A 14106-nucleotide genomic window follows, 5' to 3' on the forward strand; every position below is an offset into this window, starting at 1 on the left:
CCGAAAGCGTTTGACCGAAGAACCCGAAACCGCTAATTCTTCAAAGCGCTTTGAGATGTTGTTTCATAAGAGAAAACTCTATCTTTTTGGCTCAGTACATTTTGGCACAGGGCTTGGCTAAGGTCCGAACTCATAAAGCCTGATAGGTGACGTTAGGATAAAAATCATGACCGCGAACAATTCGAAGTCATCGCCAGCAGATCACGCGACATCACAAGACTGGTGGCGCGGGGCCGTTATCTATCAAATCTATCCTCGCTCATTCCAGGACAGCAACGGCGACGGCATTGGCGATCTTGCCGGAATTACCCAGCGGCTGGACTACATTGCTTCACTCGGCGTGGATGCGATCTGGCTATCGCCTTTCTTCACCTCTCCCATGGCTGATTTCGGCTATGACGTGTCAAACTACGAGGATGTCGATCCTATGTTCGGCACCCTTGCAGACTTCGACGAGATGACGGCAAAGGCCCATGCCCTCGGGCTGAAAGTCATGATCGATATGGTGATCTCACACACCTCCGACCAGCACGCGTGGTTCAAGGAAAGCCGTGTCTCCCGCGAGAACAAACGGGCAGACTGGTACGTCTGGGCAGAAGCGAAACCTGAGGGCTCCCCGCCCAACAACTGGCTGTCGATTTTCGGAGGCTCCGCCTGGCAATGGGACAGCGGTCGTTGCCAGTATTATCTGCATAACTTCCTTGCCAGCCAACCGGATTTGAACTTTCACAACAGAGAAGTACAAGACGCTGTTTTGTCTGCGGCAAAGTTCTGGCTGACACGCGGTGTTGATGGTTTCCGTCTCGATACGGTGAATTTCTATTTCCACGACAAGGAATTACGAGACAATCCGCCTTTGCCTGCAGGTGCTCTGCTAACCGGTGTCGAACCGTCCAACCCTTATGCCTTCCAGCATCATATTCACGATAAAACCCAACCGGAAAACCTCGCATTTCTGGAGCGGTTGCGAGACCTCTTGAATGCGTTTCCTGGCTCCACCTCCGTTGGCGAGATCGGGGCCGACAGAGATGTGATCGGCACAACAGCGGCCTACACCGAAGCTGACAAACGTATTCACATGGCCTACAGCTTCGACCTTCTGACCGCGAAGCGCTCAGCCGCCTACATTCGCGAAACAGTTGAGAATATGGACAGCGGGATCGGGTCGGGTTGGCCAAGTTGGGCCCTCTCCAACCATGACGTGATCCGGGTTGCGACACGGTGGGGCGAAGGCTCTGAACTTGATCGGTTTTCGCCCTTGGCAGTTGCTCTGGTGACATCGCTGCGTGGAACCCCTTGCATTTACCAAGGGGAAGAACTTGGCCTGACTGAGGCCGATGTTCCCTTTGAGAAATTGCAGGACCCCTATGGCATTCGGTTCTGGCCTCAATTCAAGGGCCGGGACGGCTGCCGGACGCCGATGCCTTGGTCGAACACCAAGCCGCATGGAGGATTTTCAAACGCAGAACCCTGGCTGCCTGTGCCGAGAGACCATCAGGAAAGGGCGGTTGCCGTTCAGCAGGGAAACAGACATTCCGTCCTTTCACTGGTCAGCACATTCTTAAATTGGCGGAAAACCCAATCGGCCCTTCAAAAAGGCACCATTCGGTTTCAAGACAGTGACGGTGAAACGCTGCTGTTCACGCGGGCACATGAGAACGAGACCATCCTGTGTGCCTTCAACCTGTCGAGCGAACAAGCTGACATCGTTTGGAATAACAGCCCGCTTGAGGTTCTATCTGGCTCAGGTTTTGTTGGCACAGAAGAAGCCGGGAAGATCTCCCTCCCCGGCCTCAACGCATTATTTGCACGGCTTATCTAAGATATGATCAGCTCCGGATGCTGTTGCCATCTGCATCAAAGAAATGCAGGCGCGTTTCATCGAATACAAGCCCGATGCGCCTGCCTTCGGCAATCTCCTCGGCCCCATCCGTACGCACGAGAATTGTCTCAAGTCCGTCGATCGCAACGTAAAGATATGTGTCAGCGCCCAGATACTCGGCAACGACAACCGTACCTTGAGCGTGGCCTTCGCCAGACTCAACAACCTGGATGTGTTCCGGACGAATTCCCAGTTTAACTGGTAATGCGGCAGCCCCTGCATAGGGGTAAAGCCCGCTGCCATTGCCCTCAAGCTCGAACCGATCCGCAGTGACGGCACAGGGCAGAATATTCATCTTCGGCGAGCCGATGAACTGGGCAACGAACAAGTTGTCCGGCCGCTCATAGAGGTCACGTGGCGAGCCGACTTGCTCGATCACTCCGCCCTGCAACACCACGATCTTATCGGCCAGCGTCATCGCTTCAACCTGATCATGGGTCACATAGATCATCGTCGTGCCGAGCACCTTGTGCAGGCGCGCGATCTCAAAGCGCATTTCAACCCGAAGCGCCGCATCCAGATTGGACAAGGGCTCATCGAACAGAAATGCAGAAGGTTCACGCACAATCGCACGGCCAATGGCGACGCGCTGGCGCTGTCCGCCGGACAAGGCTTTCGGGCGGCGTTCCATATAGTCATCAAGTTTCAGAACGTCGGCAGCTGCATTGACCTTCTGATCAATTTCAGCCTTTGGCATGCCAGCCGTTTTGAGACCGAAACCTACATTTTCCCGAACGGTCATATGCGGATAGAGCGCATAGGACTGGAACACCATCGACAAGCCACGACCAGACGGTGGCTCGGCGGTCACGTCCTTGCCGTCAATTTCGATGCCACCGCGACTGATTTCCTCAAGCCCGGCAATCAAACGAAGCAAAGTTGATTTTCCGCAGCCAGAGGGCCCGACGAAGATGACAAATTCACCGTCTTCAACCTCTAGGTCTATGCCCTTGATGACCTGCAGATCTCCAAACCATTTTTCAACGTTGGCGAGCCGTATTGCACCCATTTTACTGTCCCCTGATCATTCTTTGCCGCTCGCTCAAGCAGCTTTTGCAGCCAAGCTGGGCGTTGCCCAGGCAAGCCAGACCGCTGCTGTCCAAGAAAAGGAATTTCCGCCCGCGCCCGCCCCATCAACCGGGCTGAAGTATTCCGCAAAGCCGCTTTGCTGGATCAGCCGAACTGTATCCTTGCGGATCTTTTCAGAACGCAGGTGATCCCCCGCTTCGCGCATGCCGCGCGATGCCATATAATTGACAACGGCCCAGACGGGTCCACGCCAGTACCGCATGTGCTCAAAACCAGGATGGTCCGGGTCATAGGAAGGCAGCATATAATTGACCTTGCCAGCGATCCGGTCAAAGTGGGCCTTCAACGGCTCAATCACCTTCGGGTCCGTGATCCCGGCATATGACGCCAAAAATGATGCGGAAGAGACGCCGGTTCCCAGAACATCCGTTCTCAAGTTTCGGGTCACATAGGCCTGAATCTTGGGATTCCAGAGGCTCTCAAGACCTTTTTCAAGTCTTTCAATCCATCCCTGGATTTCGGGCATTGCGTCCAAGTATCCAAGTTTCTCCGCGAGAACCAGCAGATCCCGGTTCGCCCGGAGAAGGATCATCGTGATAGCCGGATCTGCCACCAGGAACGGCGTCTTTTCTACCGTCTCCTTCGGGTCCCAGCCACAGGCCTTGCCGACTGTCAGGATCGCCATGTAACGATCATAATCCTGCTTCAGCGGGCGCATTTCCGGAGCGACATGAGATGTATCCTTGCGCACGTAATCAGGCACATTGGTTGTATCGACATTGGACAGAGGCTCATCCCAGTCCGGCAAATTGTCCCGACCGGATTCCCAAGGATGGACGATGGCAACGCTGCCATGCCCCTTCGGGTCGCGGTATGTTGCCCACCAACGATGCCAGGCCATGACCTTCGGAAACAAGGCCTTTGCCCGCTCGGCATTTTCCGGTGCTCGTGACTGTTCAAACAGATCCCGCATAGCCGTTGCCGCGACTGGCGGCTGTGAATGGCCAGACGTTGGAAACGGCTCTGATTTGGTGCCCCAGATATCAGGCCCCGGGAAGTAACTCGGGTCATTTTTTCGGAACAGGATGTGCGGCACCATGCCGTCATCCCACTGGCCCTGGAACAGGTTTTCGATCTCCTGCCATGCCCGATCGAGATCGAAAGTGGCAAAGCCCATGGCAACGAAAACGGAATCCCAGTTCCACTGATAGGGATAGAGCCCTTTGGTCGGAATGGTGTATCCGCCCTGATCGTTGTCCCTCAGGATAGAATGTGCCAGCGCGTCAAGATCTGCGCCCATGAGGTTTACTCCCGGATTTTGTTGTTTTTGTCAGCCCTTGACGCTGCCAGCCGTCAGCCCCTGAACGAGAAAACGCTCGAACCAGAGGAAGATGAAAAGCACAGGCACTGTTGCGATCACGGCCCCGGCCATCAGATGTTGGCGGGGAACTTCAGAAGAATTCAGCGCAACGACGCCACGCGACAGGGTGAAAATGTCAGGATTGTCGAGGAACATGAAGGCAAAGAGGAATTCATTCCAGGCGATCATGAAGACGTATAGCGAAACCGAAGCAAGCGCGGGCAAGGACAGCGGCAATGTGATCTTCATGATCACACCGATACGGCTCAAACCGTCCATCAAACCGGCTTCTTCCAGTTCAGCCGGCAGCCCCCGAAAATACCCCTGCAGCATATAGAGCGCGACAGGGATCGTGGTCGCCGGATAGACAATCAGCAAGCCAGTCAGGCTGTTGCGCAAGCCAAGTTGCGAGAAGACCGCATAGAGCGGGATCACCAGCACAATGGCAGGCACCATGTAGATCAACAGAACCGATCTGGACAGAAACGCCCTGCCCGGAAACCGAAGACGCGACACGGCATAGGCACCCGGCACCGAGAAAATCAGGGTCAGCAACACAGTCGCCACCGACACAAACCCGGAGACCAACAGATAGGTCCCGAAATTGTATTTGGTGAAGAGCTCAACATAGGAGCGGAACAGCGAGACCAAGCCTTGAGAGACATCAATAGACAGATCGAGCGGGTTGGCCAGCAACTGCTGCTGGCTTTTCAGCGATGTCATGACCATCACATAGAACGGCAACGCCACAAGGATCGTGAACATCACAAACCCAAGCCCCTTGAGCACGCGAATGTAGACAATCTCACGGTCATACCTCGACATGGAGGTCAGCGGCACACCTTTCAGGCAAAGAGCATTTGCAAAGCCCAGCGCCAACAGGAACACAAGCAGCGCCGCGGCTTGAAAGACCGGAACGACCTCAAAAGACAGTGTGAACGGCGCGGCAAAAGTAGCTGCGAGCAGCACAACAAAAGCGACCAAGAGAGGCACAGGGTGATCTGAAAGACTGCCGCGCGAACTCCCCCGCCAGACCATGACGAGGGCATGAAGCGCACCGGCTAGAGCCGCGGCGCCAACCTGTGGCACGGCAACTTCACCGGTCACCAGCGTCAGGGTCACGCCGGTGACCAGCATTGAGATTGCGCCCCAGATGGCACCACAAATAAGTGAAATCAGGGTTCCGGAGTAAGCCATCAGATCCCCTCCTCTTTCGGTGAGAAGTGGAGAAACAGTGTCGCAAACGCGACGAGGACAACAAAGACAACGACGGCGACGGCAGCCCCCGCCCCAAGGTTCGACAGTGCGAAGCCTTGCTCATAGACATCGACGGTCAGGGTCCGCGTGCCGGCATTGCCTCCCGTTAGCAGGAAGATGTCGTCGAACTTGTTGAAGGTCCAGATAAAGCGCAGCAAGAAGAGAACAGAAAGAATGCCCATAAGCTGCGGCAGAGAAATGTACCAGAACTGCTGCATCGGCGTCGCGCCGTCCATTTCAGCCGCCTCATACATGTCAGTGTTGACCGATTGCATCCGCGCCAGAATGAACAGGAACGACAAGGGGAAATAGCGCCAGGCCTCAAAAACAATCACGGTGGTCAGCGCTAGGGGAAACTCGAGCTGCAATCCAAAGATCTGGTACTCAATCGCCCTTTGGCCAAAGAAATTGATAGGCCCGTCAACCACCCCCATTTTGGTCAGCAATGCATTCAAGGTTCCAGAGAATGGATCGAACAGCACCACCCAGGTGAAGGCCACCGCAATCACAGGAGAGACATAGGGGAACAGGAACAAGCCCCGCATGATCCCGCGCCCCTTGAAGGGTGTGTTCAACAGCTGAGCTGCAAACAGTCCCAGCACCACAGCACCGCCGGTGCCGAAAATCGTGTAATATAGAGTGACCCGCAGAACACTCCAGAATTCGTCGCTGTCGAACACCTTCCGGAAGTTGTCGAGGGTAAACTCAAAGCTGGTCAGGATGTTGTCAGCGTCACCCGAAATGACTGGTTCACTTTCGCGGCCTGGCCGTTTCAGTTCCAGGAATGCCTGCTCGGCTGTGCCTTCAAGTTGAAGCCTGTCGCGCCACTTTCCAGGAACAGTGCCGATGTCGCAGATCAGCGCTCTGTCGTTCAATCTGCAGGCATCCGGCAGTTTTCCCGGAACGAACCCAATCGGCAGCGTATCGTTGAGAACGACATGCCGAATTTCCTTATCCTGCGACGAATTTCGCAGGCGATATTCCAGCGTCACGACGTCACCGGCAACTTTAGGCTTGCCGCGAACCCGTTCATTGACAAGCACGGCTGGTGGACGCAGATCGGCAAGACCAACCGGCTTCACACTGATCCAGAAGTTGGCCAGTAGCGGCCCCAGGACAATCACGAGGATGATGAGAAAGGTCGGGGCAAGCATCAAGAAGGCAAGCCTCACCTCGCGCCGCTGCATCGGCCCCACGCCTTTGGGCGGGACAGCAGTACGGCCTATGGCCTCACTTTGTACGACAGACATTTCCGGCACCAGGATGTTAAGTCTTCAAGGAACCGAAAGGCAGCACTGCCGCCTTTCGGTTATTTCAGGCCACGAGGCCTCTTTGTGCTTCGAAGTTACTGAACCTTGGACAGTTCTTCGTTGATCTTGGCCACAGATGCTGCAGCGTCACGCTCACCGTCGATATACTCGCGGACATAACGGTTGATAATCTGACTGTTGATCATCTTGGAAGCCAGCGACTGCTGTCCTTCCTTGACGCCCCAGCGACTTGCGGTATCCAGCCCGCCAACGATGCGTTCAATGGTGGCTGCATCGTAGAGTTCGGAAAGCGGAGCCTTGCGATCAACACCGACTGGAAGCTCTGCCCAACCCTTGGTGAACTTTTCAGGGTCCGTTGCATCCCCGCGACGGATCGGAAACTTGCCTTCAGGCGCAATCGACAGGGTCGACAGGTAGCCTTCGTCCATTGAGAATTTGACGAACTCCATTGCCGCATCCGTATCCGCATCATTGGTGATGCCGAAGTAACGCACATCACCCCAGGCAGCACCCTCAGGATTGGATGGACCGGAAAGGGTCGTAACAACACCCGTCATGGAAGCCAAAGCCTTGGACGTCGGATCATCATTGATTGTGGGTGGAGCGCTGTCGCGCAAACCGGCCAGTTCATCAAGAATAAACGGTGACCAGATGATCATGGCTGCCTTGCCTGCGAAATAAAGTTCGCGGGACTGCTTCCAGAACAGGTCTCCTGGAGGAGATGCCTTTGCGATGGCCTTGTAGAACTCGAGAGCTTCGATGGCCTTCTTCTCGTCCAAAGGCTTGAAGCCGTTGGAGTCGACCGGCGAAACGCCATTGGCGAGCAGAACATGTTCCAGAACCTGGCTCATGAAATTCTCGTCGATCTTTGTCGCTGCCACAAAGCCGAACATTTCAGGCGGATTGTGCAGCTTTTCAACCGCCTTCAGGATCGCTTCATAGGAATTAGGCGCTTCAAGGCCATTCGCCTCGAACAGATCCTTCCGATAGACAACCATCTGCGTCCAGCCATCAACAGGAACAGAAGCGTAGCCACCTTCAAAAGCCGCCATTCCCAAAGCACCCGGCGCAAAGGTTTCTGCATCCAGCGCTTCGATCACTTCCGTTGCCGTTTCGGTATCCAGGATACCAGCCTCGGCCCATGGCAACGCATATTGCAACGGATGATAGATAACGTCCGGCAAATCGCCTGCCGCGAAAGCTGCAGTTGTGCGCGTGCCGAGATCTTTTTCGGTCACTGGAATCACATCGACTTCGATGCCTGTCTTCTCTTTGAAGGCTGCAGCCATTTCTTCCTGTTTTGCCAGACGCTCAGGCTGCTCTTCAATAGTCCAGAAGCGCAGGCCTTCGGCGTTGGCACTCGCCAACCCAGCCGCGAACACGCCGGCCAGGGTTGTGGCTAACAGGATTTTCCTCCCAAACATCACACTCTCCTCAGTACTGATTGTTGTCCAAGTCACACAGTTTTCCGCAGGGCTTTTGCAAGCTCTTGCGGCGTTTTCGCAGGCGGACCATCCGACGAACGCCGGACCAAGTCTGCCTGTGCCAGTTCCTGCCGTGTGGCAGGGTCCGTTCCCTCGATCACGTCAATCAGCATGCGGGCAATCTTGCCGCCTGCCGATTGCGCTGACTGGGAAAAAGTCGTGAGAGGTGGCTCGACATAGGCGCCGACAGGCAGCCCGTCGTATCCGATGATCGTCACATCCTCACCAACACGAAGCCCGCGATCCCGGCAAAGGCGCATCGCTCCGATGGCCAATGCATCTGTGACGCACAGCAGCGCAGTTGGCGGAGTTTCCAGTGCGAGCAGCTGCCTGGCGCCCTCGACGCCCCCTTCCTCAGTCAGCGCTTGTTCAACCTCCAACGAAGGTTCAAGAATGATGCCAGCGTTTTGCAGACCATTGCGGTAACCATCACGGCGCTGGCAGGCAAAATTCAGGTCGCCTGGGCCACCAATGAAGCCGATCCGTTGATGCCCAAGACCAACCAGATGCTCAACGCCATTGATGAAGGTCGCTTCGTTATCGACATCGAGCCAGGCAAAGCTGCGAGGGTCCGAGGTTCTGCCGTGCGCAACAAATGGGAACCGACGCAGCTGGAGGAAATCGATCCTGGGATCATTGACTTCCGTTCGCGTTAAAATGAAGCCATCGACCTTGCGCCGGGCGATCAGTCTTTCATGGGTTTCAAGCACATGCTGAGCCGAATTCGCCGTGGTCACCAGAAGATCACGGTCCAGCTCGTCCAGCGCGCGCGCAATTCCGTCGATAAACTCGGACAGAAAAGGATCCGCGCCACGACCGCCACCAACAGGCACAACGATACCCAAAGTGTCCTGCCGTCCGCGTTTGAGGCTCCGCGCTGTAGAAGAAGGATAATAGCCGAGCTCTTTCACTGCGGCCAAAATACGTTCGCGGGTCCCAGCAGAGATATCCGTGTAATTGTTCAAGACGCGCGAAACCGTGCCCTTGGCGACACCGACATGACGCGCAACGTCTTCAATGGTCACGGAACCGCGTGAACCAGCCATATTTCCTCCCAAGTATTCACATGTTTGCAAACCCGATCAATGAGATCCGGACAATTAGCCCAAACCTGATTTCTGGAAGCTGCGCAAAGCCTTTTTTCAAGCCTTCCTGCAGCACGTTCGCCCACGTGACTATTTTGTAGTTCGAAGGCATTAGTTTACAAAATCGGTTTCGGAAGTCAACAAAATCGGTTTTGGCACTGCACAATTGGAGCTTTATAGAAATAAGCACTCATCTGCCAAACGGACTTCAGATCCTCAAATCAGATAAGTGCCTATGCACGATCAACAGCGTGAAATGCAAAAAACAATTGCGCCAGCCCCTGCATTCAGTCACCTCTAAAAATTGAAATCCAAACCTGCTAAAAGGTCTCATCAAAGACTTGGAATTTCTGCGGAAAGAACTTCATGACATCACCTCTCCCCGTGTCCGTTTTCATCATCGCCAAGGATGAAGCTGACCGCATTGGCCAAACAATTCTGAGCGTTTCGGATTGGGTTGACGAGGTGATCGTTGTCGACAGCGGATCAACAGATGGCACTGTCGCCGTGGCTGAAAAGCACGGCGCAAAGGTCATGCACAACGACTGGCAGGGCTACGGCCCCCAGAAACGGTTTGCCGAAGACCTGTGCCGCAACACCTGGCTGCTCAACCTGGATGCCGACGAAGAGGTGACCCCAGCTCTACGTGAGGAGCTTCAGGGCATGTTCAAGGATGAGCAATACAAACAAGCCGATTGCTGGCGGATCATGATAAGGGACATGTTCGCCCATGAAGCGGCTCCGGCAAGCTGGGCGTACGGCTATCACCAGATCCGCCTCTATGATCGACGCAAGGGCCGTTTTTCCAGGTCAACCGTCCATGACACTGTGCGGCCTGAGCCCGGCGCAAGCATCAAGTCTGTGCAACAAATCATCGCCCATAGATCAATCCGCTCGCTCGATTTCCAGGTCGGCAAGTACAATCGGTATTCCAACATGCAGGTTGCGGACTTGCGTGAACGGGGCAGGCGACTGCCAAAACGGCGACTGCTGACAGAATTTCCGGCCGCTTTTTTGAAGGCCTACTTCTTGCGGCGCTACTGCCGATATGGATGGTGGGGCTTGATCCTGTCAGTAAACTACGCACACGCCCGGTTCCTGCGTGTCGCAAAGGCCATAGAAGCCGAACTCATGGACCAAAGTGGCAATTCCTAAGATCCAGCCTTGTTGAAACATATGGCTTCAACAAGGCTTTAAGTATTCACGCTGAGGCCGGTTCCAGTTTTTTCTCGGCAACCGGAGCGCTCCTGAATATTCTAAGGGGCTGTCGCACTCCCGACACATGGTTGTATTGGTCCAGACGCCGAATTGTCGTTACCGAAAGCTGGTGTCCTCTCGACAACACAAGCTCATGATTGCCTTCGGTGAGAACATCATCGACCAAAACATCGCCAGGCTTCAGCTCTCTAATGTGACACAGCACCAAGACATGATCCTGATCAGGCCCGGCCTCACCAAGAAGACATGCTCTGGCCACTTCGAGGAGATCAGGGTCATATTGTTTGCGGTTAATGTTCAAAGCCTCAAATGAGGCTGCATCCAGACCGTCTTCCGGACTGGCATACCACAAGTCAGTCAGCAGCTTCAGTACACGTGAATGAAGCGGAATATCCTTACCGATTGGACCATCTTCCGGAAAACCGGAGCCATCATATCCACGCCCGGAGAGATACAGGGCTTGTGCAACTTTCTCCAATTGCGGAATGTTTTTCAACAGATCCCGTGTCTGGACTGGCGCTCTTGCCAAGACCTCTCGTTGCGGCTCAGACAAGGCCCGGGCAGCCCGGTAACGGGTCAAGATTTCCTTAGGCAGCAACGCCTCACCGAGAGGTGAGAACATGACCGACATTTCCAGTTCCCAAGTCTTTTTCATGCCAAGTCTTTTGGCGATCAACAAGGCTTGGCGTCTCATAACGGCTGTTCGGCTAAACGCTTCGGGATGAAAAAGAGACAGCATGTCAATCATCAGCTTGACCGACCCTGTCAGGGTTTTCTCCAGTAAGACTCGCTCAGCTGCAATGCGCGCATTATTGGCCAAGGCAGCTTCAACCGCAGATGTCAGCTCCTGCGGTGTGCAAGGCTTGGTCAAGAACATGAACACGCCGGCCTCATTAACGGCTTTCTTGAATACATCAACTGAACTTTGGGCCGTCAACATGATGCGTGTGGCAAGCGGAACGATCGCTTCAGATGCCTTCAAAAACTGAGCACCACCCCGCCCAGGCAAATTTGCACATGAAACGATCACTGCAACGCCTTGGTTTTCTTTCAGCCACTTGAGCGCCTCCTCCGATTCCGGGAAGGTAACAACGTTGTATTTCCCAACAAAAAGGCGTTCGAAGGCAGACAACACCTTAGCATCGCCATCAACCACAAGAATTTGGCTCATAGTCGTCGCCATATCTCACCTCCAAGTTTGTCAATCGATCATCGTTCAGACGAACTACCTCTAAGGCCGAATGCTTATCGAACCCATGGAACAACCTTATTATTCTAAAATAATCAGAAAACTCCTAATAAATCATCACGATAAAATACGCACTTTACTGGATATCGGTAATATTGACATTAGACGCGGCATTCAGATGCGCTTCTTTCCATTCCAATAAATTGGATTATAAGACCCTCATGATAGATGTTCTTATTGTTGGAGGCGGCCCGACAGGTTTGATGGCTGCCGACCACCTTTCTTCGCGCGGCCTTTCCGTAACGATAGTTGATCGCATGCGATCCCCCGCACGCAAATTCCTTTTGGCAGGGCGCGGCGGCTTGAACCTGACACACAGTGAGGACACCGAGCGCTTTGTAAGCCGATACCGCGAAGCAGAAGAGTTTCTCACACCCCATGTCAAAATGTTCAGCCCACAGGACTTGCGTGCCTGGTGCGATGATCTCGGGCAAGAGACCTTTATCGGCACCAGTGGGCGCGTGTTCCCAAAGGCCATGAAATCCTCCCCAATGCTACGTGCCCTACTGGCACGACTGGCTGAACGGGGTGTTGTCTTGCACTCCGGACTTACCCTGCGCGGTATCGACGAAAACCGGCATATGATGTTCGAGAACGCTGACGGCGACGTTCAAGAGCTTACGGCCAAGACAGTGATGCTCGCGCTCGGTGGCGCCAGTTGGCCTCGACTTGGCTCAGACGGTCATTGGACTGATTTCCTCTCCGCGCATGACATCCAGGTGTCTCCGCTTCGCCCCTCCAACTGCGGCTTTCTTGTAAACTGGAGCCAGCATCTGACGGACAAGCATGCTGGCGCGCCACTGAAGAGGCTCAGTCTTTCCCTTGGCGACCACACAGCGGTGGGAGAAGCCATTTTGTCAGAAAAAGGCATAGAGGGCGGCGCAGTCTATGCCCTTTCCGCAGATATCCGGGACCAACTGGATGCAGCGGGGCAAGCTGAACTCACCCTTGATTTGAAGCCTGATATCCCCGCAGAAAAGCTGACTGAGCGTTTGGCGGAGCCGCGCCGCAAACAGTCAACATCGACCTTTCTGCGCAAAGCTGTCGGACTTACCCCGGCTCAGATTGCGCTGCTGAGGGAAGCGGGTCCGCTGCCATTGGCTGCAGATGAGCTGACAGCCCGTATCAAGTCACTGAAGATCAGCACCAGGTCACCATATGATATCGATCGCGCCATTTCATCTGCAGGTGGAATTACCTTGGATGAGGTGAGCGAAGACATGATGCTGAAGAAGTTATCGGGCGTCTTTGTTGCAGGTGAAATGCTGGATTGGGAAGCTCCAACCGGCGGCTATTTGCTCCACGCTTGTTTCGCTACCGGAATTGCTGCAGCAAAAGGCATCGAAGCTTATTTGCAGCCAACACAGGACACACAAGGATCAACCAAGTGACCATCCTTTATGTTGATGCCGATGCATGCCCGGTCAAGGAAGAGGCTGTTCGCGTTGGGGAACGCCACGGCGTTGTCATCAAGATCGTCTCCAACAGCTGGATGCGCCTGCCTGAAAGCGACTTGGTCGAACGTGTGATTGTACCGGATGGTCCGGACGAAGCTGACGACTGGATCGCCGAACGCGCGGTCGCCGGTGACATCGTTGTGACAACCGATGTTCCTCTGGCGGCGCGCTGCGTCAACACCGGCGCTCTTGTGATCGCACCCAATGGCAAGCCGTTTCGCGAAGATGCCATGGGAATGCGCCTAGCCATGCGTAATCTCAACACTCACCTGCGCGAAGCGGGCGCAATCAAGGAGTCTAGTCCGGGCTTTACAAAGGCGGACAGGTCACGCTTTCTCAATCAGCTGGAAAACTTGATGAGAACGGCAAAACTCCAGTCAGGAAGCTGATCAGTTTTTTAGCAGCAGGCAAGGCGATCAAAAACACCACAACAACCTAGAGACGCACTCCCTTCCTGCTAGGAATTTGTTAAGCAACGTTGCTCTTGAGCAAACCATAGCTTTTCTAGCCTCTGATCGAGCACAGTAACTAGCTTATTGTTATATTTTAATAATTTAAAAAAAATCTGAAATATTCGCCCTTTTGCAGAGCACGTTTCGATCAAATTATCGGTAAAACTATCCCTTGTATTCCATAGAATGAGACCCTAAATTTCTAAATTCGGTAAGCGTTTTACCGAACGGGACACGAAATAGACTTGGTGAAGAATTTGGTTTCGGTACATGGTGCGAGCCATGTGCTCTGATTTTCGAAGCTTTTCCGTTTCTAACTGACTGCTCGTTTCCGCGCAGCCTTTGAGCAACGTCCCAAGGAT

The 14106-nt window shown here is 54.1% G+C and carries 11 protein-coding genes; 4 read left to right on the forward strand and 7 right to left on the reverse strand.

The annotated features are described in order from the left end of the window. Positions 1-166 precede the first annotated feature (166 nt). Entirely contained in the window at positions 167-1822 is a 1656-nt protein-coding gene (locus V6575_RS06080; RefSeq protein WP_340273266.1) for an alpha-glucosidase family protein, read from the forward strand. Positions 1823-1829: 7 nt separating this feature from the next. On the opposite strand, the gene V6575_RS06085 is transcribed toward V6575_RS06080, so the two are convergent. From V6575_RS06085 to V6575_RS06110, 6 genes are all read right to left on the reverse strand, one after another. After that, the gene (locus V6575_RS06085) at positions 1830-2891 is read right to left on the reverse strand and encodes an ABC transporter ATP-binding protein (protein ID WP_340273267.1); all 1062 of its coding nucleotides are present in this window, start codon (positions 2889-2891) and stop codon (positions 1830-1832) included. A gap of 33 nt (positions 2892-2924) precedes the next feature. Further along, positions 2925-4211, reverse strand: coding sequence for an MGH1-like glycoside hydrolase domain-containing protein (locus tag V6575_RS06090; protein WP_340273268.1), 1287 nt, complete (start codon positions 4209-4211; stop codon positions 2925-2927). A gap of 30 nt (positions 4212-4241) precedes the next feature. Next, positions 4242-5468, reverse strand: a complete 1227-nt coding sequence (locus V6575_RS06095; protein WP_340273269.1) for a carbohydrate ABC transporter permease — start codon at positions 5466-5468, stop codon at positions 4242-4244. After that, positions 5468-6778 carry a carbohydrate ABC transporter permease gene (locus V6575_RS06100; RefSeq protein WP_340273270.1) on the reverse strand — a complete coding sequence of 437 codons (1311 nt, stop codon included), beginning with the start codon at positions 6776-6778 and terminating at the stop codon, positions 5468-5470. Before V6575_RS06100 ends, V6575_RS06095 begins: the two co-directional genes overlap by 1 nt. Before the next feature lie 95 nt (positions 6779-6873). Beyond that, a complete protein-coding gene (locus V6575_RS06105) occupies positions 6874-8223 on the reverse strand; it encodes an ABC transporter substrate-binding protein (RefSeq protein WP_340273271.1) in 1350 nt (449 codons plus the stop codon). 32 nt (positions 8224-8255) lie between these two features. After that, positions 8256-9329: a LacI family DNA-binding transcriptional regulator gene (locus V6575_RS06110; protein WP_340273272.1), complete on the reverse strand. Its 1074-nt coding sequence runs from the start codon at positions 9327-9329 to the stop codon at positions 8256-8258. 405 nt (positions 9330-9734) lie between these two features. On the opposite strand from V6575_RS06110, the gene V6575_RS06115 reads away from it, so the two are divergent. After that, positions 9735-10523, forward strand: a complete 789-nt coding sequence (locus tag V6575_RS06115) for a glycosyltransferase family 2 protein (RefSeq protein WP_340273273.1) — start codon at positions 9735-9737, stop codon at positions 10521-10523. 46 nt (positions 10524-10569) lie between these two features. On the opposite strand, the gene V6575_RS06120 is transcribed toward V6575_RS06115, so the two are convergent. Next, positions 10570-11769, reverse strand: a complete 1200-nt coding sequence (locus V6575_RS06120; RefSeq protein ID WP_340273274.1) for an HD domain-containing phosphohydrolase — start codon at positions 11767-11769, stop codon at positions 10570-10572. A gap of 227 nt (positions 11770-11996) precedes the next feature. Here V6575_RS06120 and V6575_RS06125 point away from each other — a divergent pair, with 227 nt between their 5' ends. Together V6575_RS06125 and V6575_RS06130 are read left to right on the forward strand one after the other, a co-directional pair. Next, positions 11997-13226, forward strand: coding sequence for a BaiN/RdsA family NAD(P)/FAD-dependent oxidoreductase (locus V6575_RS06125; RefSeq protein WP_340273275.1), 1230 nt, complete (start codon positions 11997-11999; stop codon positions 13224-13226). Next, positions 13223-13681: a YaiI/YqxD family protein gene (locus V6575_RS06130; protein WP_340273276.1), complete on the forward strand. Its 459-nt coding sequence runs from the start codon at positions 13223-13225 to the stop codon at positions 13679-13681. The genes V6575_RS06125 and V6575_RS06130 overlap by 4 nt, the downstream gene beginning before the upstream one ends. The last annotated feature ends 425 nt before the right edge of the window (positions 13682-14106 follow it).

This window comes from Roseibium algae (assembly GCF_037783265.1).
In the GTDB taxonomy this organism is placed as follows: domain Bacteria; phylum Pseudomonadota; class Alphaproteobacteria; order Rhizobiales; family Stappiaceae; genus Roseibium; species Roseibium algae.